The organism is Corynebacterium humireducens NBRC 106098 = DSM 45392 (assembly GCF_000819445.1).
Lineage (GTDB): Bacteria > Actinomycetota > Actinomycetes > Mycobacteriales > Mycobacteriaceae > Corynebacterium > Corynebacterium humireducens.
Genome location: NZ_CP005286.1, coordinates 711,164 through 731,864, shown reverse-complemented (window position 1 = coordinate 731,864; position 20,701 = coordinate 711,164). Strand labels below are relative to the sequence as shown.

Sequence of the window (20,701 nt, the reverse complement as noted above, 5' to 3'; positions counted from 1 at the left end):
TGCCCCCGGTACTTTTGACTCGATCCCGAACCCACGAAGGCAGGACCCATGTTCAGACGCGCCGGAGCCACGGCCCTCATCCTCAGCACCGCCCTGGCAGGCGCAGTCGCCGCCCCCTCCGCACAGGCGCAGGAGGCCTCGTTCCAGATCACCGAGGAGGGCGTCACCGGCCTCGACCTCGACGACGCCCTCACCGCACTGACCGCCCTGGGCATGCTCGCCGACACCGTCGGCAACTCCCAGCCCAGCGACACCCCCGCCTTCGGCAGCTCCGACCTGCAGGTCATCCTCGACCCCCTCGAGGCCCTGCTCAGCGCCTTCTCCGTCGTCTCCTCCGAGGACGTCAACCTCAAGGACCTCGTCAGCACCGCCCAGCGCATGTCGCCGGTCCGCGGCCAGACCGCCGACGGCGCCACCGTCGTGTTCCCCACCTCCGGTCGCTTCACCTCCGGGTACGGTGCCCGCTGGGGCGCCACCCACGAGGGCATCGACATCGCCGACCCCATCGGCACCCCGGTCCTCGCGGTCATGGACGGCGAGGTCATCTCCGCCGGCGGCGCCAACGGCTTCGGAAAGTGGGTGCGCCTGCGTCACGACGACGGCTCCATCTCCGTCTACGGCCACGTCCACACCATCAACGTCTCCGTCGGCCAGCGCGTGACCGCCGGCGAGCAGATCGCCACCATCGGCAACGAGGGCCGCTCCACCGGCCCGCACCTGCACTTCGAGATCCGCCCGGGTGGCGGTGCCGCCATCGACCCGGTGGGCTGGTTCTCCCAGCAGGGCATCACCGTCCGCTAGGACCCCGGCAGGCTAGAGCTTCTCCATCGGCACACCGCCGATGAGCATGAGGCGCACCTTGCCGGCGGAACCGAAGTCGATCGTCACCGTCGCGCGCGCCCCCGAACCGTCGGCCGCGATGACCGTGCCCAGCCCGTACTTGTCGTGGTTGACGCGGTCCCCCACCACGAGCTGCAGGTTGTTGTTCGTCGGGCGGGCCTTCGGCAGGCCCGGCTTCCGCGGTGCGGTGCGCTGCGGGGTGTGCCGGCCCCAGCCGCCGCCCCCGCCGCTCCCGCCGGCGCCCCACGAGGAACCCCAGGACTGCTCCGGCTCCTCCCGGCGCCAGTCGATGAGCTCCTCCGGCACCTCCGCCAGGAAACGGCTCGGGGGATTCGTCATCGGGTTGCCCCACGAGGAGCGCAGCATCGCGCGCGTGAGGTAGAGCTGCTCGCGGGCGCGGGTGATGCCCACGTACGCCAGGCGCCGCTCCTCCGCCAGCTCCTCCGGGTCCCCGAGGGCCCGCAGGTGCGGGAACTGGCCGTCCTCCCAGCCGGTGAGGAACACCACGGGGAACTCCAGCCCCTTCGCCGTGTGGAGCGTCATGAGCGTGACCACGCCCTGCTCGTTGTCGGGGATCTGGTCGGCGTCGGCCACCAGCGAGACCTTCTCCAGGAAGGCCTGCAGGGAACCCGGCTCCGGCTCGCCCTCCTCGAGGGAGAACTCCCCGCCGTCCATCTCCGCGTAGGCGACCATGTTGGCCGCCTCGGAGGCGAACTCACGGGCCACGGACACCAGCTCGTTGAGGTTGTCCAGGCGGGCCCCGTCCTGCGGGTCGTTGCTCAGTTCCAGCTGCTCGCGGTAGCCCGTCGCGTCCAGGACCAGGGAGATGAGCTCGCCGATGTCGAGCGTGGGCATCTCCGCGCGGATGCCGTCCATCATCTCGTTGAACTTCAGCACCGCGTTGCGGCCGCGGGCGCCGAGGAGGGCAACCTTGTCCTCGGCGGCGTCGAGAAGCGCCTGTCCGAAGGACATGCCGTTGTTCTCCGCGTGCAGCGCCAGGAAGGCCTGCGCGCGGTCGCCGATGCCGCGGCGCGGGGTGTTGATGATGCGCCGCAGGCTGACCGTGTCGTCCAGGTTCTCCAGGACGCGCAGGTAGGCGACGATGTCGCGGATCTCGGCGCGCTCGTAGAAGCGCGTCCCGCCGACCACCTTGTACGGGATGCCGGCGCGGATGAACACCTCCTCCAGCGCGCGGGAGGCGTTGTTGGTGCGGTACATGACGGCGATGTCGTGGTAGCTGCGCCCCTTGTCGACGAGCGCGTCCACCTCCCCCGCGATGAAACGGGCCTCGTCGTGCTCGTTGTCGGCGACGTAGCCGACGATCTGCGAGCCCTCCCCGAGGGCGGTCCACAGCTTCTTCTCCCGGCGGCCGTCGTTCCGGGAGATCACCGCGTTGGCGGCGCTGAGGATCGTCTGCGTCGACCGGTAGTTCTGCTCCAGGAGGATCGTGCGGGCCTGCGGGTAGTCGCGCTCGAACTCCTCGATGTTGCGGATCGTCGCGCCACGGAAGGCGTAGATCGACTGGTCCGAGTCACCCACCACGCACAGCTCCGGGGCGTCTGACCCCGTGCCGACGAGCGTGGCCACCAGCATGTACTGCGCGTGGTTGGTGTCCTGGTACTCGTCGATGAGCACGTGGCGGAAACGCCGACGGTAGTGGTCCACCACCTGCGGGTGCTGCTGGAAGATGCGCACCACCTCGCCGATGAGGTCGTCGAAGTCGACGGCGTTCGCCGCCCGCAGGCGCCGCTGGTAGTCGGCGTAGACCTCCGCGACGGTGACGTCGAAGGGGTTGCGGATCACCTCCGCGTCCGCGGCCGCCGCCTCCGGGGAGATGAGCTCGTTCTTGAGATTCGAGATCGCGTTCGCCAGCACCCGGGCCGTGAACTTCTTCAGGTCCAGCTGGTGGTCCTTCGCGATCATGCCCAGCAGCCGCCGCGAGTCATCCGAGTCGTAGATCGTGAAGTTCGTGTTCAGGCCCGGCACCAGCTGCGCCTGCTGCCGCAGGATACGCACGCACACCGAGTGGAACGTGGCCACCCACATCCGCTCCGCCACCGGCCCCACCAGCGCGGAGACACGCTCCCGCATCTCCGCGGCGGCCTTGTTGGTGAACGTGATCGCCAGGATCTCCCACGGCGCCACCCCACGGTCGCGCATGAGGTGCGCGATACGCCGCGTGAGCACGGCCGTCTTGCCGGACCCCGCGCCCGCCACGATGAGCAGCGGCGAACCCGCGTGTTCGACCGCCGCCTTCTGCTGTTCGTTGAGACCGAGAGTGAGATCAGTGGAGGTTGGCTGCATGTACAACAACCTACTAGTCGCTGCCGACATGACCTCCCGTGGCACAATGTCACCCATGACTGATGCTGCCCGCGACTTTGAGATCCGCATGCCCTCCGGCACCGATGACCCGCTGTCCGACGCGGAGATCCAGCAGTACCGCCGGGAGATCGACCGCCTCGACCGCATCATCCTCGACGCCGTCAAGCGCCGTACGGAGGTCTCCCGTGCCATCGGCAAGACCCGCATGGGCTCCGGCGGCACCCGCCTCGTGCACACCCGCGAGGTGGCGATCATCAACCAGTTCCGCGAGGAACTCGGCCCCGAGGGACCCGTCATCGCCAACGCCCTGCTGCAGCTGGGCCGCGGCCGCCTTGGATAGCCTGCTGGTCACCACCTGGTTCGTCGCCGACCCTGCGCTTCTCGACGCCGCCTCCGACCTCTTCGCCGCCCGCGTCGCCGCCATCCCTCCCGGCCACGCCACCGTCCACTTCCTCTCCGCGTACCCGGAGTCGGCCGACGACCCCGGGCTGCTCGCCTCCCTGCGGGAGACCGCCGTCCACGAAGGACTCGACCCGGACCCGCTCGAGCTGTTCACCGTGCAGTGCGTCCTCTCACTCGACCCGGAGCACGAGGAGACCGTGCGCCAGCAGCTGTTCTTCTGCGGCCCCACCGAACGCGACCCTTTCCCGGGCTTCCAGACCCACGTGAACCTCAGGCGCTGCTGAGCCGACGGGCGGGCCTGTCCAGCCCCAGAGAGGAGTTCCCCCGCCGTGCACACCTGCTGGAACCACAACTCCGCCTACCACCCGTGGCTGCTCGGCATCGTTGCCGGGCAGCCACGTTCCCGCGTGCTCGACGTCGGGTGCGGCGACGGTCTTCTCCTGGAGAAGCTGGCCCCGCTTGCCGACGCCGTCGTCGGCCTCGAGCCCGACTCCGCGACCGCCCGCCGGGCCGCAGAACGCCTGGCGCACCTCCCCCACGCGCGCGTCGAGAAGGAATCGTTCGCCGACCACTCCCCGGAACACCCCTACGACGTCATCATCTTCGTCGCCAGCCTCCACCACATGGATCTCACCGCCGCGCTGACGAAGGCCCGGGAGCTGCTCGTCGTCGGGCTGGCCGCCAACCGGAGCCCCGGCGACTGGATCATCTCCGCGTTGCAGGTCCTTCCCGTCCGCCTCGGATCGTGGCTGCACGGGGAGACACGCGACATCGGGGTCCCCGTCGCCGCACCCCGGGAGAGCCTCGCCGAGATCCGCTCCACTGCGCGGCAGCTCCTGCCCGGCGCGCGGATCCGCCGGGGCCTCTACTACCGCTATCTGCTGCGCTGGACGAAACCCTAGAGAGGCAGCGAGATGAACTTCGGCTCGAGGTACTCGTGGATGCCCTCGAAGCCACCCTCCCGTCCCAGGCCGGACTCCTTGACTCCGCCGAAGGGGGCCGCCGGGTCGGACAGTGCCCCCTTGTTCACCGCGACCATGCCGGCCTCGATGCGTTCGGCCAGGGACAACGCGCGCTCCAGGTTCTCCGAGAACAGGTAGGCCGCCAGGCCGAAGGGGGTGTCGTTGGCCATCTCCACGGCCTCGTCGTCGGTGTCGAAGGTCGCCACCGCGAGGACGGGTCCGAAGATCTCCGTCGACAGGATCTCCGCGTCGGCGGGGATGTCGGTGAGGACGGTCGTCGGGAAGTAGAAGCCACCCTCCGGCAGGTCCGCGGGCAGGGTGCCGCCGAGGGGGCGGGAGGCACCGCGCGAGAGGGCGTCGTCGACGAGCGAGGACACGGTCTCCAGCTGGTCCGCACCCGAGAGGGGGCCGTAGGTGACGCCCTCGTCGGTGCCGCGACCGATGCGGAAGGACTCCATCACCTTGACCGCGCGCGCCACGAACTCCTCACGCACGTCCGCGTGGACGAGGAAGCGGTTGGCCGCGATGCACACCTGGCCGGCACCGCGCATCTTCGCCACGGCGACGGCCTCGGCGGCGAGGTCCAGGTCGGCGTCCTCGCACACGATGTAGGGGGCGTTGCCGCCGAGTTCGAGGGAGACGCGCAGCGAATGCTGCGCGGCCTGCGCGGCGAGCATCTGCCCGACCTCGGTGGAACCGGTGAAGGTGAGTTTGCGGAGGCGGGGGTCGTCGAGAAGCGCGGACACCCGCGAGGAGGAGGCGGTGGGCACGACGGCGAGGACGCCGTCGGGCAGGCCCGCCTCCTGCAGGAGTTTCGCCAGGTACAGCATGGTCAGCGGCGTCTTCGAGGCGGGCTTGACGATCATCGTGCAGCCCGCGGCCAGCGCCGGGACGATCTTGCGGGCGCCCATCGCGAGCGGGAAGTTCCACGGGGTGATCGCCAGGCACGGGCCGACCGGCTGGTGGTGGACGATGATGCGGGCGTTGCCGGCGGGGCTGTGCCGGTAGTCGCCGCGCACCCGCACCGCCTCCTCGGCGAACCAGCGGAAGAACTCCGCCCCGTAGGCGACCTCGGCGCGGGAGTCCGGCAGCGCGCGCCCCAGCTCCGCCGACTGCAGCCAGGTGAGCTCCTCGGTGTGCGCAGTGATGAGCTCGAAGGCGCGGCGGAGGATCTCGGAACGCTCGCGCGCCGGGGTCGCCGCCCATTCCGTCTGAGCGGCGCAGGCCAGGTCGAGGGCGCGGCGGACGTCCTCCTCGGTGGCGGAGGCCACCTCCGTGAGCACGGTGCCGTCGGAGGGGTTGATCACCTCAAGGGTGCCGGAGTCGGAGGAATCGACGAAGGCCCCGTCGAGGAAGAGTCCCCTCGGGGCGGAGGCGAGAAGTGTGGTGGGGTTCATACCCCCACCATTACTCCTTAATCCCGGGTGGAGTCGAGGACGACCTCGAACTCGAGCAGTTCCGCGCCGGTGGCGACGGGCTTGCGGTCCCCACCGTGGGCGGCCCGGGCGTCACCGTCGCGCCAGGCGATGTAGGACTCCTCGTCGGCCCAGCGGGTGACCACGAAGTAGCGGTTCTCCCCGGCCACGGGGCGGAGAAGCTGGAAACCCTCGAAGCCGGGTGCCTGGTCGACGGCGTTCTTCCGGGCGGCGAAGCGCTCCTCCAGCTGCGGGCCGGCGCCCTCGGGGACGGTGATGGCGTTGATTTTCACGATGCTCATGCCCCCCATTGTGCCCAACCGGCCGCTTCCCCGGCGGACACCCGGGAAAGTCACTAGATTCGTGAGTGTCCCGAACATATCCCCGCATTGAGGAGCCCGACCCATGGCCGACATCACCACCTCCGCTGAATGGAAGAACCTGGAGTCCGAGTTCGAGCGCACCCAGGGTCAGACCCTGCGGGAGCTGTTCGCCGCGGATCCGCAGCGTGCGGAGAAGCTGACCTTCGATGCGGCCGGTCTCCACGTCGACCTCTCCAAGAACCTGCTTGACGACGCCACCGTGGCCTCCCTCGTCGCCCTCGCCAAGGAGGCGCAGCTCACCGAGGCCATCGAGGCGATGTTCAGCGGCGTGCACATCAACAACACCGAGGACCGCGCCGTGCTGCACACCGCCCTGCGTCTGCCGGTCGAGGAGGACCTCGAGGTCGACGGCCAGGACGTCGCCGCCGACGTCCACGAGGTGCTCGGCCGCATGCGCGACTTCGCCTCCTCCCTGCGTGCGGGCACCTGGCTCGGCCACACCGGCCGCACCATCAAGAAGGTCGTCAACATCGGCATCGGCGGCTCCGACCTGGGCCCGGCCATGGCCGCCCGGGCGCTGCGCTCCTACGCCACCGCCGGCATCACCGCCGAGTTCGTCTCCAACGTCGACCCGGCCGACATGTCCGCCACCCTCGACGAGCTCGACCCCGAGTCGACCCTGTTCATCATCGCCTCCAAGACCTTCACCACCCAGGAGACCCTCGCCAACGCGCACGCCGCGAAGCGCTGGCTGCTGCAGGCCTTCGACGGGGACGAGTCGGCCGTCGCGAAGCACTTCGTGGCGGTGTCCACCAACGCCCAGAAGGTCGCCGAGTTCGGCATCGACACCGACAACATGTTCGGCTTCTGGGACTGGGTAGGCGGCCGCTACTCCGTCGACTCCGCCATCGGCCTGTCCCTCATGGCCGTCATCGGCCCGCTGGACTTCATGCGCTTCCTCGAGGGCTTCCGCGCCATGGACGAGCACTTCCGCGCGACCCCCTTCGAGAAGAACGTGCCCGTCCTCATGGCGCTGCTGGGCATCTGGTACGTCAACTTCCACGGCTTCGAGACCCACGCGGTCCTCCCCTACTCTCAGGACCTCTCCCGTTTCGCCGCCTACCTGCAGCAGCTGACCATGGAGTCCAACGGCAAGTCCGTCCGACACGACGGCACCGCCGTCGACTACGCCACCGGTGAGATCTACTGGGGCGAGCCGGGCACCAACGGCCAGCACGCCTTCTACCAGCTCATGCACCAGGGCACCCGCGTCGTCCCGGCCGACTTCATCGGCTTCGCCCGCCCGAAGAACGACCTGCCGACCGCCACCGGCGAGGGCTCCATGCACGACCTGCTCATGGGCAACCTCTTCGCCCAGAGCAAGGTGCTGGCCTTCGGCAAGACCGCCGAGGAGATCGCCGCCGAGGGAGTGTCCGCGGACCTCGTCGCCCACAAGGTCATGCCGGGCAACCGCCCGTCCACGACCATCCTCGCGGAGGAGCTCACCCCGGCGGTGCTCGGCGCGCTCATCGCCCTCTACGAGCACATCACCTTCGTCCAGGGCGTCATCTGGGACATCAACTCCTTCGACCAGTGGGGCGTGGAGCTGGGCAAGCAGCAGGCCAACCAGCTGGCCGCCGCCGTCTCCGGCGCCGAGGAGGTCGACTCCGGCGACTCCTCCACCGACGCGCTCGTGCGCTGGTACCGCGCGAACCGCTAGTTCGGCAGGGCCGGCATCCCGAGGGGGGTGCCGGCCCTCTGCTTCTCGACGTCGCCCCGTTCCCCGTAACTGAACCGGAACTCGTGGAACGGCAGGTTCACGGTCTCCAGGTGGTAGAAGGCGTTCCGGGCGTGCTTGGAGTAGTGGTACTCGCGGGCCCGGAGGGTGGTCACCGACAGCAGGTTGCCGTAGCCGGGCAGCAGCAGGTGCGCGTACTGCCGGAGGAAGGGCACCAGGTCGAGGCTCCATCCCTCCCCCGTGCGGGTCAGTTCCGCCGGGTACAGGTCGACGGTGGCCACGTGCTCCATCTTCTCGCGCTGTTCATCGCCGTAGACGACGCGGGTGTCGCGCAGCAGCTGCAGCTTGACCGCGTTGAGGGACCCCTCCCCGGCATTGAGCTCCCACAGGTCGTCGGCGATGTGCAGGAGCACCTCGTCGTCCGGGGTCAGCGCCGCCTGGGTCATCCGGCCGTAGAGGTGGCTGCTGAACAGCTCCCGCTCGTGGCCGTTGACCGCCAGGGTGACGGCCCCGCGCCGGAAGAGGGTCTGCAGCTGGGGGTCGCGGGCGATGATCGCGGTGATCGCGTTGTCCTCGTCGAGGATCTCCGGGTTGAACCGGGCGACCCGGGGCACGCTGAGGTCGTCGTAGATGTGCGGCTGGTTCTGGCGGATGAAGGAGTCCACCAGGCGGCGGCTCGCCTCAGGTTTCGGCGGGAATCGCCGCGGCTGCGCCCGGTACAGCGCCTTCTGGATGCCGCAGGTGTAGGAACGGTTGCCGCGGTTGTTGTTGCGCTCGATCGGGCAGCCGGCGTAGCAGAGGTAGAAGTACTCGCAGTTGATGCAGTCCTGCGACAGTTCCTCGTTGGCGGCCTCGTAGGCCCGGATGGTCGCGGCCCCCTTCTCCGCGATCTCCGGGAGACCCAGGTGGTGGATGTTGCCGAACTTCAGCTCCGGTTCCGCCTGGGCGCGGTGGCACGGGTAGACGTCGCCGTTCTTCTGCACCAGGAAGTTGTTGGACCCGCAGTTGATCTGGTGGGTGCAGTAGCCGTGGGTGAACTCCTTGAACCACTCGTAGTACACGGCGCGCTCGAACTTCGTGCCGCGGACGCGGTCGAGGACACCCTCGAAGAACTCCACCATCTGCGCCTGGTTGAGCTGGCTGGAGTCACCGGAGTTCACCGAGTCGTAGGCGAACATGATGTAGAAGTCGGTGACCATGTCGAAGCCGTGCTCGTCCAGCCACATGAGGTCCGCGACGAACTCGTCGATCCGTTCCAGGTGTTCGCGCCCGACGACGCAGCTGATCTGCTTGCGGTGCGGGTACTCGCCGAGCAGCAGCACGTTGTCGATGGTGCGCTGGAGCGTCGACTTCCCGGCCTTGGTCACCCGGAACTTCTCGTGCAGGGAGAACGGCAGGTCGAAGCTGCCGGAGATGGAGACCTCGTACTCCTCGAAGAGGGGGCGCAGCTGGTGGAAGTTGTACAGGTTCGTCTTGATGTGGATCGCCGCGCCGCCCCGGCCGAGGGCCTTGAGTTCGAGGCGGTGGGTGCGTCGGTAGGCGGTGTAGAACTCGAAGAGCTCCCACAGCACCGGCTCCGGCAGGGTGGAGATCTCCGCGCCGTGGAGCAGCAGCTGGTCGACGAGGATGCCCTGGTGCCCGAGGTGGTCGCAGATGCGGGAGAACTCGGCGACGACGTCGTCCGGGTTGTCACGGTTGTTGGTCAGGTCGCCGAGGTAGCAGTACGTGCAGCCGAGGTTGCAGAACTGGTTCGGGACGAAGGTGAGCTTGATCGCCCGGTGAAACAGCAGGTCATCCATTGTTATTGTTGTTGTTATTGTTGTTGTTATTGTTGTTGCTGCTGTCGCCGCCGCCCGCGTCGGAGCTGTCGCCCCCGAAGTCGAGGACGCCGGCCCAGCCGTTGCAGAAGCTGGCCGACTCACTGAACGGGTCCGCGCCCCCTGTCGACGCACCACCGGCCTCCTGACGGCCGAATCGCTCACTGAAACGTCGGATCATGTAAGTTCCTCCTGTCGATTCTCGATGGCCACCGCCACCGCCTGCGGATTCTCCGGCAGGTACTTCACCCGGACACTCGGGGTCGCCGCCAGCAGACCGTGCTCGAAGCTACTCAACGGCATGGACTTGCGGTGCTCGTAGGGGGTGGCCCCCGCGCGCCGGACCCGCAGGACCACGTCATAGACCGGGAAGCTTCCCCGCACCTGGCCGGTGGGGTTGATGCTCACCACGTCCGCCTCGGTGAGCACCCCCTCCCGGGCGGCCTGCAGCTCCAGCGGCTGCACCATCCCGTCCCGCACGCGGACGTGGTTGAAGAAGTCCTGGGCCGCCTGCTGCTTCCTGCCGCGCGCGATCTTGACCTTCTCCGGCCGCTGCGGACGGTACATCGCCGGGAACTGCAGGCCGGGCTGGATCCCGGCGACCGACGCCTGCGGCACCCGTCGGGTGAAGGTGGAGTTGAAGGGCACGCCGCCGTCGGCGGGCTCTACCTGGACTCCCACGGTGACCAGCCGGCGGCCGTCCTTGAGCTCGGTGACCGACTGGACCTCCCACACCGTCGCCACCCCGACCTTCGCGTCCGGCCACTCGACCGGTGCCGGGCCGCTACGCAGGGTGCTGATCACGGCCAGGACCACCGCGGTGAGGAAGAGCCCGAAGGCGACCACCCCGGTGCCCCAGAGGAGAGTGAACACGCTCACGCCCGTGCTGGCGGCGACCACCAGGTACAGGAGCAGGATCGCCACCGGCCACGGCAAGGATCTGGACATACCGGGGATCCTAGGCCCTTGCGTCTGCAAGCGCAGGACGAGCGGGTGACCCCACCAGGCATTTCCGCCCCGCGGGAAGGCGCCGGGCACTAGTGTCTTGTCTTATGGGCGACGCAGTATCGACAGACACGTACACCCCGCAGCAGCGCACGCGCTACCGCCAGCAGCTGAACAATGACCTCGAGGTCTTCGACCGGCACCTGCAGAAGGCGGAGTTCGGCAACCGCGGCACGATCGGCCTGGAGCTGGAGCTCAACCTCGTCGACGAGGACATGCAGCCCGCGCTGAAGGGGCAGGAGGTGCTCGCCCAGCTGGGCGACGAGTACCAGTCCGAGATCGGCATGTACAACGTCGAGCTCAACCACCCGCCGCTGTCCGTCGCCGGTGACGGCCTCCGCCAGCTGTACCACGGCATCACCTCCCGCCTCGCCGAGGTGCAGGCCGCGGCGGAGAAGGTCGGGGCCCGCGTCGCGATGATCGGCACCCTCCCGACCGTCACCCCCGAATTCCTCGCCGACCCGTCGTGGATGACCCCGGAGAACCGCTACCGCGGCCTCAACAACGCGATCATGCAGAGCCGCGGCGAACTCGTCCACATCGACCTGTCCAACGAGGAGGAGTGCCGCCTCGACTTCGACGACATCGCCCCGGAGTCCACGTGCACCTCCATGCAGCTGCACCTCCAGGTGCCGCCGGACCGGTTCACCCACGCGTGGAACGCCTCCCAGGCGATGGCCTCCGTGCAGGTCGCCCTGGCCGCCAACTCCCCGCTCTTCCTCGGCCGCAAACTGTGGCACGAATCCCGGATCCCGGTGTTCCAGCAGTCCATCGACACCCGCACCCCCGAGCTCGTCGCCCAGGGCGTGCGCCCCCGCGTCTGGTTCGGCGAACGCTGGATCACCTCGGTGTTCGACCTCTTCGAGGAGAACGTCCGCTACTTCTCCCCGCTGCTGCCCGAGGACCGCGGCGCCTCCGGGGAACCCGTCTTCGAGGGGCAGTCCCCCACCCTGCACCACCTCAACCTGCACAACGGCACGGTGTGGCGCTGGAACCGGCCGATCTACGCGCCGGGCAAGCAGCGCGCGCACATCCGCGTCGAGAACCGCATCCTGCCCGCCGGCCCGACCGTCACCGACATCGTCGCCGACTCCGCCTTCTACTACGGGCTGGTCAAGTACCTGTCGTCCGAGACCCGCCCCGTGTGGTCGCGGCTGACGTTCAAGGACGCCGAGCAGAACTTCTTCTACGCCGCCCGCGCCGGCATGTTCGCCCGCCTCGACTGGCCGACGCTGGGGCGTATCGACGTCGCCACCCTCATCCAGGACCACCTCCTCGACCAGGCCCGGGAGGGTCTGCGCGCCCTCGACGTCGACGAGGACCTCATCACCCAGAACCTCGACATCATCCGCGAGCGGGCCCGCACCCGCCAGAACGGCGCCATGTGGCAGCTGCGCACCGTCAAGGCGCTCACCCCCGCGGGCTCCAAGCCGGACTCCCCCGAGCGGCGCGCCGCCCTGGCGGAGATGCTGCGCCGCTACCTGGACAACCAGGCCACCGGCGAGCCGGTTCACACCTGGAGGATCACGCCCTAGTCAAGTGGGGATCGTTCCCGACCGGCTTTTCTGTGGATAACCCGGTGTTGTCCACAGGCCCGGCAAGGTGCTTCTCGACGCCCCCGTGCCCGCCGCCTACCGTGCAGGCCATGAGCACCCTCGAGCTGCTGCAGGCACTGCGCGCCATGCCGGTCCTGGCGGACCTCTCCGCCGGCACCCTCACCCGCGCCGACCTCGACGCGCTCGGCTACCGCGACGCCGGGGCCTGGGTGACCCTCGCCGAGGTGTACCACGGGCCCACCCGCTCCTGGAAGCTCCAGGCCGCCGCCCGGGACGTCGGGGCGGGGCTGTCCCTCGACGCGCTGATGGTCGTCGAGAAGCACACCCGGAAGCTGCTGTCCGGGGCGGCGGTCACCGAGTGGGAGCTGCGCGTGGAGTTGTGCGGCCTGACCGGCACCGTCGAGGAGATCGACCGCGCCGCAGCCGCCCGGGTCCGCGAGTACAACCGCGACGTCGCCGACGCCGAACGCAAGGCCCGCAGCCGCCGGGCCCTCAAGGGCGGGAAGAACACCGACGCCCTGGGCCTGCGGACCTTCACGGTCACCGGCCCGGAACGCGAGATCGAGGGCCTCCTCAGACACGTGCGCGCCGGCGCGAAGTCGCTCCGTCTCAAGGACCCGACGCTGAGCTACGAGCAGGCGATGTACGACTCCTTCCTCGCCTCCCGGGGTGGGGGCGGTGGCCCGGTGGCGCCGATCCCCTACGTGGTCATCCCGCTGCCCGAGTGGGCGAAGGTCCTGCGCCACGAAGGCGACGAGACCGTCTTCGGCCTGACCGACGGCACGACGATGACCGGCAAGGAACTCGTCGAGCAGGTCACCGCCGACCACCACGTCGCCGGCATCTACGACCCCGTGGCGGGCCCCGTCAACGCCTACCGTTCCGAACGCACCGCCTCACCGAAGCAGCGGATGATGCTGGTCACCGAGTCGTTGACCTGCGAGGCGATGTGCTCGACCCCGGCGGATCAGAGCGAGATCCACCACATCACCGCCTGGAAGAAGGGCGGGGAGACCAACGTGCAGGCCATGACGGTGCTGTGCCGGCTGCACAACGGACGCAACGACGACGACCCGTCCCAGCCCCCACGGCACGGACGGGTGGAGAGGGAACCCGGTGGAGTCGTGTTCCACCCACCCGACGGCAGCCCACCGCGGCAGAACCCCCACCCGATCCGCGCCCTGTCCGCCCGCGGCCTGGTCACCGGCTGACCCGGCCGGGCGTCAGCCTGCCTAGAGCTTGACCATCGGCTCATAGCCGAAGGGGATGCGCTCCGAGTCGACGATCTGCTTGCCGAAGGGGAAGCAGGTGACCGGGATCATCTTGATGTTCGCCCACGCCAGCGGGATGCCGATGATCGTGGCGGCCTGCGCGGCGGCCGTCGACACGTGGCCGATCGCCAGCCACAGGCCGGCCACGAGGAACCAGATGACGTTGCCGACCGTGGACATCCCGCCGACCCCGCCGACAGGCTGGACGACCGACCGTCCGAACGGGGCGAGGGCGTAGTTGGCCATCCGGAAGGAGGCGACGCCGGCCGGGATGGTTACGACGAAGAGGCACGCGATGATGCCGAAGAGGACGTAGCCGGCGGCCAGGAGAAAACCGCCGGTGATGAACCAGATGATGTTCAGCAGGAGTTTCACACCTCCGAATCTAGTGGAGAGTGGCACTATCATGGCCGCCATGGACGATTACCTCCGCCTTTCCGACGCCGAGCGTCTCGCCGCCATGTCCGCCCTGGGCAACCACTTCACCGAGGGGCGCATCGACACGGTCGAGTTCGACGAGCGCACCCTCGCGGTGTCGCAGGCGAGGACCCGGGGTGAGATCCGGCCGCTGTTCGATGACCTGCCGGGCCGTCTGGAGGCGGCGCTGGGTGGGGGCGGGGAACTCGTCGAGAAGCATGACGAGGACGCCGAACTGGAGCGGATCCGTACGCGTGGAGCCCTCATCGAGAAGTGGGACGGGGTGATCGGCGGCGTGACCCTGGCGGCGTTCTTCATCCTCATGTTCGCGTTCAGCGTGTCCTGGGCGTGGGTCGTGTGGCCGGTCATGGGTGCGGCGATGATGATCCCGCGGCTGGTCAACCGTTTCTCCGACTCCGACGAGAAGGCCTACGAGGAGCTGAAGAAGGCCGAGGAGGAGGCCCGGCAGGCCCGTCTGGAGCGTGCGAAACGGAGGTTGAGGGAGCTGGAGTAGCGTCGGCCCCATGATCACCACCATCGTCGACTGGGTCGTCCGTCTCATGGAGGTCCTCGGGGCTCCCGGCGTCGGCGTCGCCATCTTCCTCGAGAACGTCTTCCCGCCGATCCCCTCCGAGGTGGTGCTGCCGCTGGCGGGTTTCACCGCCTCGCGGGGTGAGCTCAACGTGTGGGCGGCTTTCGTCTGGGCGACGGCGGGGTCGGTGGCCGGTGCGTTCCTGCTGTACTGGCTGGGTGCGGCGGTCGGGGCGGAACGGTTGCGGCGGGTCGCGGACCGGATGTGGCTGGTGGATCCGGCGGACGTCGACAGGTCCCTCGACTGGTTCGACAGGTACGGGCGCTGGTCGGTGTTCTTCGGGCGTCTGCTGCCGGGCATCCGTTCGCTGATCTCGATTCCGGCGGGTGTCGGCCGGATGCATCCTGTGCCTTTCGCCCTCATGACGCTCGCCGGTTCCGCCCTGTGGAATGCGGTGCTCGTCTACGCGGGTGTCGTGCTCGGCGACAACTATCACCTGGTCGAGCGGTATGTCGGCCAGTACTCGACGGTGGTGTACGTCATCTCCGGTATCGCGCTCCTCGGGGTACTGGTCCTGCTGGTACGACGGGCTCGGCGACGTAGTCGGGGGCGGGAGGCTGGCACGCCGGACACCACCAGATGATGCGTTCGCCGAGCATCGCCCGTTGGACGGGGGTGCGGCAGCGTCGGCAGGGGCGGTTGTGGCGGCCGAAGACGTAGGTGGTCTCCCCGGCGCGGCGGATGCCGGTGGTGACGCGGACGGGGGCGTCGCGGTTGGCCCACATGACGCGGCGGGTGACGTCGAGGACGTGGTCGACGTCGACGTCGGCCACGCGGCGGGCGGGGTGGATGCCGCAGAGGTAGCAGATCTCGGCGCGGTACTCGTTGCCGACCCCGGCGAGGTTGCGCTGTTCGAGGAGGGCCTCGCCGATGGTGGCGGTGGGGTCGGCGATGATGCGTCGACGGGCCTCCTCCCGGCCGCCGGTGGTCCACTCCTCCCCGAGGACGTCGGGGCCGAGGTGGCTGATCTGTTCGTGGTAGTGGTCGGTGGGGAACACGCGGACGAGTCCGAGGGAGTGGCCGACGACCTCGATGGGCCGGGTGTCGGCGAGGTGGAGGACGACGCGGGCGGTGTGTCCGGGTCTGCGCCACCGGTCGCCGACGCGGTGGACGGCCCAGGTGCCCTCCATCTTGAGGTGGGTGTGGAGGATGCGGTCGCCGAACTGCATGAACAGGTGTTTGCCGTAGGGCCAGACGCGATCGACGATCTCCCCGTCGAAGGTGGTCAGCGCCACCGACGGCACGCGCAGGGAGGTGTGGAGGACCTCCCGGCCGGTCATGAACTGCAGGCGCCGGGAGAGCTGGAGTACGGAGTCACCTTCGGGCATTCCTCCACGCTACAGCCGCGGGGCGCGGTCCCCCGGCCGCGCCCCGCAGAGGGTAATCCCCCCGGGGAAAGTATGGGGAACGGCGCCGTCCGACACCGGTGTAACTCTGCCCAGTTCAGTGGGCGGGGTCACACCAGCTGCATCTATTCGTCGTCGAAGCTGATCTCCCCGATCACGTCCGTCACACGCCGCCCCCTCACGGGGGTACGGGGAGGTGCGGCGCGTCCGCCGATGCGCGCTCCCCGCGGGCTTATCGACGCCCCCGCCTCCCGCAACGCCCCCAGCAGCGGGGAGTCGAAGACCGGTTGGCCGTTGAGCTTCTCGACGGTGATGTTGTGGCTGCTCAGCGCCCTGACGACGAGGTCGAGGTGGTCCTCGGCGAAGACGGTGAGGGTGCGGCCGCCGCGGGTGAGGTGGGCGAGGAGGACGCCGTCGGCAAGCACGACCATGGCGCCGGCGGCGCGGGAGGGGCCGGTCTCCGGCCAGGGCAGCGCCGCGCCGTAGGGGTTGGCGGGGTCGGCAGCGGCGAGGACGTGGAGCTGCGGGTCGTGGAGGTCCGGGGGCAGGCCGTCACCGTCGAGGCCGCGGAGCCGGTCGATGACCGCCGGCGTGGAGAACTGGGCCGCGCCGAGTCCCTCGATGAAGTAGCCGCGCAGGGCCTTGCCGGACTCCTCGAATCCGCTGAGCACCTTGTAGGCGAGGGCGAAGCCGCCGAGGACCTCCTCGGCGACGACGCTGCCGCGGGTGACCACGCCGTAGCGGTCGAGCCAGGTCTCCCCCTGGACGACGGAGCGGGTGGTGGCGTCCTGGCTGGGTGGCACGGTGAGGGCCCAGCGTCCGCCCATGTCGAGGGGCGGCCCCGAGCGCAGCCGGGAGCGGTTGGGGCGGCGGCGGGCCCGGTGGGCGGTGGTGCCGCCGGTGGTGGCCAGGCGCGCCCGGACGGGGCCGAAGCCGTCGGGGCTGACGAGCCCCGCGTCGACGAGTCCCCAGATCGCCTCCCGCAGTTCGGCGGCGGTGACCAGGTCGGTGAGTGCGCGTTGCAGGTCGGCGAAGAGGAAGCCGCCACCCCAGCGGAGGACCTCCATGACCTGCTCCTGGATGAAGGTCAGTCCCTCCGCCTCGACGTGGGGCACGAGGTCGGCGGCGATGTCGGCGGGCAGGAGCATGAGCCAGGGGTCGCGGGCGGCGGCGGTGCCCGCCCCGACGATGAGGATCTCGCCGTTGGCGGTGAGCTCGTCAAGGTGGAGCGGGTCGTAGTCGCGGACCCGGGAGGGCAGGACGAGGGTCTCCCAGGCACTCGCGGGCAGCCGCACCCCGGCGAGCTGCTCGAGGACGTTGAACACGCCGTCGGCGCCCCGGAGAGGCCCGTCGATCTGGTGCCAGTCGACGAGGAAACGCGCGTAGGTCGCCCCGATGACGGGGCGGGTGGCGGCGCGGGCGGCGGCGAGGGAGCGGCGGCGGATGACGGAGAGCACGTCGGCGGCGCAGTACTCCCGGTCGTCGATGCCCTGGCGGAAGTGGCCGTCGATGAGGCGGGCGTCGGCAAGCAGGGGTTGCAGGGCGGAGTGGGCGGCGCTGACGGCGAGCCCGAAGGCGTCGGCGAGGTCGCGGAGGACGAAGGGGCCGCGGGTGCGCGCCCACCGGGAGACGAGCTGGTCGAGGGCGTCGACGATGGTCTCCACCTGGGCGGGCACGCCGGGTGGCACGGGGATGCCCAGGCCGTCGCGGAGCAGTGGGGCGTCGAGGGTCTGCGCGAGGTGGGGGCGGCCGCCGATGCGGACCTCCATGACGCGGTCGCCGAGGCTGTCCCAGGGGACGGGGATCTCGTCGAGGGGCAGCGGGCCGAGGCGGCGCAGGGCGTCGGCCAGCTCCTCCGGCGTCCGCGGGGGCCGCCGCAGCTGCTCGTGGACCTCGGCGATGATCTCCGGGTCGAGCAGTTCCCGCAGCTCCACCGTGCCGAGCAGCTTGGCCAGCAGCGCCGGGTCGAGGGCCAGGGCGGCGGCGCGTTTCTCGGCCAGCGGGCTGTCGCCCTCGTACATGAAGGCGCCCGTGTAGTTGAACAGCAGCGAGGAGGCGAAGGGGCTGGGCTGGTCGGTGGTGACCTCGGAGATGCGGATCCGGCGGGTCGCCAGGTCGCGGCACACCTCGGTGAGGGCGGGCAGGTCGTAGACGTCCTGGAGGCACTCGCGGACGGTCTCCAGGATGATCGGGAAGCTGGGGTACTTCCGGGCGACGTCGAGAAGCTGCGCCGCCCGCTGGCGCTGCTGCCACAGGGGGGCGCGTTTGCCGGGGTGCCGGCGGGGCAGGAGCAGTGCGCGGGCGGCGCACTCGCGGAAGCGGGAGGCGAAGAGGGCGGAGTTGCCGACCTCCCGGGTGACCACCTCCCCGATGTCGTCGGCGTCGAAGAGGAAGAGGGAGGCGTCGGGGTCGGACTCGCCCTCGGGCAGGCGCAGGATGATGCCGTCGTCACCGGCGACGGCCTGGGCGTCCATGCCGGTGTGTTCGGCGATCCGCGCCCCGACGGCGAGAGCCCAGGCGGCGTTGACGCCGCGGCCGAAGGGGGCGTGGAGGAGGACGCGCCAGTCCCCCAGTTCGTCGCGGAAACGCTCGAGGACGAGGGTCCTCTCGTCGGGGAGGACTCCGGTGGCCTCCTCCTGCTCCGCGAGGAAGGCGAGGAGGTTGTCGCGGGCGTGGTCGTCGAGGTCGCGGATGCGGGTGGGGTCGGCGTGGACGTCGCGTCGGTAGGCGCCGAGGGCGAGGCCGAGTTCGTAGGGACGGCCCGCGGAGTCGCCGGTCCAGAAGGGCAGGCGGCCGGTGTGTCCCGGCGCGGGGCTGACGAGCACCTGGTCGCGGGTGATGTCCTCGATGCGCCAGCTGGAGGCACCGAGGGTGAACACGTCGCCGACGCGGGACTCGTAGACCATCTCCTCGTCGAGCTCGCCGACGCGCCGGGGCGCCCCCTCCCCGCCCACGAGGAAGACGCCGAACATCCCGCGGTCCGGGATGGTGCCGCCGGAGATCACGGCGACGCGCTGCGCCCCGGGGCGGGCGGACAGCCGGCCGGTGATCCGGTCGAAGATGACGCGGGGCCGCAGCTCGGCGAAGTCCGTCGACGGGTACACGCCGCTCACCAGGTCGATGACCGCGTCGAAGACGTCACGTGCCAGATCCCGGTAGGGGCGGGCCCGGCGGACGGTGGCGTACCACTCCTCCACGTCGAGGTCCCGGCCCCGCAGCGACTCCGCCGCGACGGCCGCCACCGTCTGCTGGGCGAGCACGTCCAGCGGGTTGGCCGGGACGTGGAGCTCCTCGATGAGCCCCTCCCGCATGCGGGCGACCGTCACGGCCGACTGCACGAGGTCGGAGCGGTGCTTCGGGTAGAAGGTGCCGTGGCTGACCGCGCCGACGGAGTGCCCGGCGCGCCCGACGCGCTGCAGACCGGACGCCACCGACGGCGGGGACTCGACCTGCACGACGAGTTCCACCGCGCCCATGTCGATGCCCAGTTCCAGGGAGCTGGTGGCGACCACCGCCCGGAGCGCACCCTCCTTGAGCATCTGCTCCGTGAGGGCGCGTTCGTCCTTGGACACGGAGCCGTGGTGGGCCCGCGCGATGACGGGTGGGGCGGCCCCGGCGGTGTCGACGGACTTCATCACCTGCGCGGGGTCGCGCCGCAGCGGCGGGGCCAGAGACTCGGGGTCGTGCTCCCGGGCGTAGAGCTCGTTGAGGCGGCTGGTGAGGCGTTCGGCGGTGCGTCGTGAGTTGACGAACACCAGCGTCGAACGGTGCTCCATGACCTGCGTGTAGATGTCCTGCTCGATGTACGGCCAGATGGACCGCTGCTGCGGAAGCGCGGCCTCGACGGACTCCTCGGGGGCGCTGAGGCCCAGCCGGTCGTCGATGGTCGCCTCCCCGATCGTCGAGCCCGCCTCGGGGACCGGCAGGTCGGACATGTCCTCGACGCCGACGTGCACGCCGAGCTCCCATTCCTTGGAGGCGGGCGGGGCGATGATCTCCACGGGCCGGTCGCCGCCGAGGAAGTCGGCGACGGTCGCCAGGGGCCGGACGGTCGCGGAGAGGCCGATGCGCTGGAAGTCGCCGGCCAGCCGCGCCAGCCTCTCGAGGCTGAGGGCGAGGTGGACGCCGCGTTTCGTGCCGGCGAGGGCGTGGATCTCGTCGATGATGACGGTGTCGACGTTCTGCAGGATGCCCGCGGCCTTCGACGTGAGCATGAGGTAGGCGGACTCGGGCGTCGTGATGAGGATGTCCGGCGGCCTGCGTACCTGCCGCGCCCGCTCCGCCGGCGAGGTGTCCCCGGAGCGCACCCCGACGGTGATGTTCGGCACATCCAGCCCGAGGCGCTGCGCCACCCGGGAGATGCCCGTCAGCGGGGCGCGGAGGTTGTTCTCCACGTCGACGCCGAGCGCCTTGAGCGGCGAGATGTAGAGCACCCGCACGCCCCGTTCGCCGTCGCTCTCCGACGCTCCCACCGGCAACGCCAGCTGCCCCTCCCGTTCCACCAGGTTGTTCAGTGCCCAGAGGAACGCGGCGAGCGTTTTGCCGGAGCCTGTCGGGGCGACGACGAGCGCGTGGTCCCCCGCCGAGATCGCCTCCCAGGCGGCCTCCTGAACGGGGGTGGGGGCGGCGAAGACCTCCTCGAACCAGGTGGCCACCTGCGGGCGGAACCGGTCGAGGATGCTTCTGGTCATG

The 20,701-nt window shown here is 70.0% G+C and carries 18 protein-coding genes; 9 read left to right on the top strand and 9 right to left on the bottom strand.

The features are described 5' to 3' along the window. Positions 1 to 48 precede the first annotated feature (48 nt). Positions 49 to 801: a M23 family metallopeptidase gene (locus tag B842_RS03715; protein WP_052437722.1), complete on the top strand. Its 753-nt coding sequence runs from the start codon at positions 49 to 51 to the stop codon at positions 799 to 801. Between the two features lie 12 nt (positions 802 to 813). On the opposite strand, the gene pcrA is transcribed toward B842_RS03715, so the two are convergent. Beyond that, the gene (pcrA, locus tag B842_RS03710) at positions 814 to 3,144 is read right to left on the bottom strand and encodes a DNA helicase PcrA (RefSeq protein WP_040085259.1); all 2,331 of its coding nucleotides are present in this window, start codon (positions 3,142 to 3,144) and stop codon (positions 814 to 816) included. Between the two features lie 55 nt (positions 3,145 to 3,199). Here pcrA and B842_RS03705 point away from each other — a divergent pair, with 55 nt between their 5' ends. From B842_RS03705 to B842_RS03695, 3 genes are read left to right on the top strand one after another with little or no spacing between them, the layout of a single operon-like run. Next, positions 3,200 to 3,505 (top strand): chorismate mutase, encoded by a 306-nt coding sequence (locus B842_RS03705; RefSeq protein WP_040085258.1) that lies wholly within the window; start codon positions 3,200 to 3,202, stop codon positions 3,503 to 3,505. Further along, positions 3,498 to 3,851, top strand: a complete 354-nt coding sequence (locus B842_RS03700; protein ID WP_040085257.1) for a hypothetical protein — start codon at positions 3,498 to 3,500, stop codon at positions 3,849 to 3,851. The genes B842_RS03705 and B842_RS03700 overlap by 8 nt, the downstream gene beginning before the upstream one ends. 45 nt (positions 3,852 to 3,896) lie before the next feature. Beyond that, positions 3,897 to 4,469, top strand: a complete 573-nt coding sequence (locus tag B842_RS03695; RefSeq protein WP_040085256.1) for a class I SAM-dependent methyltransferase — start codon at positions 3,897 to 3,899, stop codon at positions 4,467 to 4,469. Here the strand turns inward: B842_RS03695 and B842_RS03690 are convergent. Further along, positions 4,466 to 5,926, bottom strand: a complete 1,461-nt coding sequence (locus B842_RS03690; RefSeq protein ID WP_040085255.1) for an NAD-dependent succinate-semialdehyde dehydrogenase — start codon at positions 5,924 to 5,926, stop codon at positions 4,466 to 4,468. The genes B842_RS03695 and B842_RS03690 overlap by 4 nt on opposite strands. 17 nt (positions 5,927 to 5,943) lie before the next feature. After that, the gene (locus B842_RS03685; protein ID WP_040085253.1) at positions 5,944 to 6,246 is read right to left on the bottom strand and encodes an antibiotic biosynthesis monooxygenase family protein; all 303 of its coding nucleotides are present in this window, start codon (positions 6,244 to 6,246) and stop codon (positions 5,944 to 5,946) included. 103 nt (positions 6,247 to 6,349) lie between these two features. On the opposite strand from B842_RS03685, the gene pgi reads away from it, so the two are divergent. Continuing rightward, positions 6,350 to 7,987, top strand: a complete 1,638-nt coding sequence (gene pgi, locus B842_RS03680) for a glucose-6-phosphate isomerase (RefSeq protein ID WP_040085252.1) — start codon at positions 6,350 to 6,352, stop codon at positions 7,985 to 7,987. On the opposite strand, the gene B842_RS03675 is transcribed toward pgi, so the two are convergent. From B842_RS03675 to B842_RS03665, 3 genes are read right to left on the bottom strand one after another with little or no spacing between them, the layout of a single operon-like run. Further along, complete coding sequence (locus tag B842_RS03675) at positions 7,984 to 9,804, bottom strand: radical SAM protein (protein ID WP_082028355.1); 1,821 nt, start codon at positions 9,802 to 9,804, stop codon at positions 7,984 to 7,986. The two genes, pgi and B842_RS03675, sit on opposite strands and share 4 nt — an antisense overlap. Beyond that, entirely contained in the window at positions 9,797 to 10,003 is a 207-nt protein-coding gene (locus B842_RS13385) for a hypothetical protein (protein ID WP_040085250.1), read from the bottom strand. Before B842_RS13385 ends, B842_RS03675 begins: the two co-directional genes overlap by 8 nt. Next, on the bottom strand, positions 10,000 to 10,770 hold the full coding sequence (locus tag B842_RS03665; RefSeq protein ID WP_156119427.1) for a hypothetical protein: 771 nt from the start codon (positions 10,768 to 10,770) through the stop codon (positions 10,000 to 10,002). Before B842_RS03665 ends, B842_RS13385 begins: the two co-directional genes overlap by 4 nt. 104 nt (positions 10,771 to 10,874) lie before the next feature. Here B842_RS03665 and B842_RS03660 point away from each other — a divergent pair, with 104 nt between their 5' ends. Both B842_RS03660 and B842_RS03655 read left to right on the top strand, forming a co-directional pair. Next, positions 10,875 to 12,362 (top strand): glutamate-cysteine ligase family protein, encoded by a 1,488-nt coding sequence (locus B842_RS03660; RefSeq protein WP_040085248.1) that lies wholly within the window; start codon positions 10,875 to 10,877, stop codon positions 12,360 to 12,362. Positions 12,363 to 12,472: 110 nt separating this feature from the next. Then, the gene (locus B842_RS03655; protein WP_156119426.1) at positions 12,473 to 13,594 is read left to right on the top strand and encodes an HNH endonuclease signature motif containing protein; all 1,122 of its coding nucleotides are present in this window, start codon (positions 12,473 to 12,475) and stop codon (positions 13,592 to 13,594) included. A 21-nt stretch (positions 13,595 to 13,615) separates the two neighbouring features. Here the strand turns inward: B842_RS03655 and B842_RS03650 are convergent, their stop codons facing one another. Further along, positions 13,616 to 14,029 (bottom strand): YccF domain-containing protein, encoded by a 414-nt coding sequence (locus B842_RS03650; RefSeq protein WP_040085245.1) that lies wholly within the window; start codon positions 14,027 to 14,029, stop codon positions 13,616 to 13,618. Between the two features lie 40 nt (positions 14,030 to 14,069). Between B842_RS03650 and B842_RS03645 the strand changes: the two genes are divergently transcribed. Next, positions 14,070 to 14,585 (top strand): DUF1707 SHOCT-like domain-containing protein, encoded by a 516-nt coding sequence (locus B842_RS03645; protein WP_169744846.1) that lies wholly within the window; start codon positions 14,070 to 14,072, stop codon positions 14,583 to 14,585. 10 nt (positions 14,586 to 14,595) lie between these two features. Then, a complete protein-coding gene (locus B842_RS03640; protein WP_040085243.1) occupies positions 14,596 to 15,246 on the top strand; it encodes a DedA family protein in 651 nt (216 codons plus the stop codon). On the opposite strand, the gene B842_RS03635 is transcribed toward B842_RS03640, so the two are convergent. Beyond that, a complete protein-coding gene (locus tag B842_RS03635; RefSeq protein ID WP_052437721.1) occupies positions 15,143 to 15,991 on the bottom strand; it encodes a DNA-formamidopyrimidine glycosylase family protein in 849 nt (282 codons plus the stop codon). The genes B842_RS03640 and B842_RS03635 overlap by 104 nt on opposite strands. A 143-nt stretch (positions 15,992 to 16,134) precedes the next feature. Beyond that, positions 16,135 to 20,700: an ATP-dependent helicase gene (locus B842_RS03630; RefSeq protein ID WP_040085241.1), complete on the bottom strand. Its 4,566-nt coding sequence runs from the start codon at positions 20,698 to 20,700 to the stop codon at positions 16,135 to 16,137. Position 20,701 lies beyond the last annotated feature (1 nt).

Excerpts from the sequence above, each read along its gene's own strand:
- B842_RS03640 (WP_040085243.1), top strand. The coding sequence starts at position 14,596 with ATGATCACCACCATCGTCGACTGGGTCGTCCGTCTCATGGAGGTCCTC.
- B842_RS03660 (WP_040085248.1), top strand. The coding sequence starts at position 10,875 with ATGGGCGACGCAGTATCGACAGACACGTACACCCCGCAGCAGCGCACG.
- B842_RS03635 (WP_052437721.1), bottom strand. The coding sequence starts at position 15,991 with ATGCCCGAAGGTGACTCCGTACTCCAGCTCTCCCGGCGCCTGCAGTTC.
- pcrA (WP_040085259.1), bottom strand. The coding sequence starts at position 3,144 with ATGCAGCCAACCTCCACTGATCTCACTCTCGGTCTCAACGAACAGCAG.
- B842_RS03655 (WP_156119426.1), top strand. The coding sequence starts at position 12,473 with ATGAGCACCCTCGAGCTGCTGCAGGCACTGCGCGCCATGCCGGTCCTG.
- B842_RS13385 (WP_040085250.1), bottom strand. The coding sequence starts at position 10,003 with ATGATCCGACGTTTCAGTGAGCGATTCGGCCGTCAGGAGGCCGGTGGT.
- pgi (WP_040085252.1), top strand. The coding sequence starts at position 6,350 with ATGGCCGACATCACCACCTCCGCTGAATGGAAGAACCTGGAGTCCGAG.
- B842_RS03675 (WP_082028355.1), bottom strand. The coding sequence starts at position 9,804 with ATGGATGACCTGCTGTTTCACCGGGCGATCAAGCTCACCTTCGTCCCG.
- B842_RS03705 (WP_040085258.1), top strand. The coding sequence starts at position 3,200 with ATGACTGATGCTGCCCGCGACTTTGAGATCCGCATGCCCTCCGGCACC.
- B842_RS03715 (WP_052437722.1), top strand. The coding sequence starts at position 49 with ATGTTCAGACGCGCCGGAGCCACGGCCCTCATCCTCAGCACCGCCCTG.
- B842_RS03685 (WP_040085253.1), bottom strand. The coding sequence starts at position 6,246 with ATGAGCATCGTGAAAATCAACGCCATCACCGTCCCCGAGGGCGCCGGC.
- B842_RS03630 (WP_040085241.1), bottom strand. The coding sequence starts at position 20,700 with ATGACCAGAAGCATCCTCGACCGGTTCCGCCCGCAGGTGGCCACCTGG.
- B842_RS03645 (WP_169744846.1), top strand. The coding sequence starts at position 14,070 with ATGGACGATTACCTCCGCCTTTCCGACGCCGAGCGTCTCGCCGCCATG.
- B842_RS03665 (WP_156119427.1), bottom strand. The coding sequence starts at position 10,770 with ATGTCCAGATCCTTGCCGTGGCCGGTGGCGATCCTGCTCCTGTACCTG.
- B842_RS03690 (WP_040085255.1), bottom strand. The coding sequence starts at position 5,926 with ATGAACCCCACCACACTTCTCGCCTCCGCCCCGAGGGGACTCTTCCTC.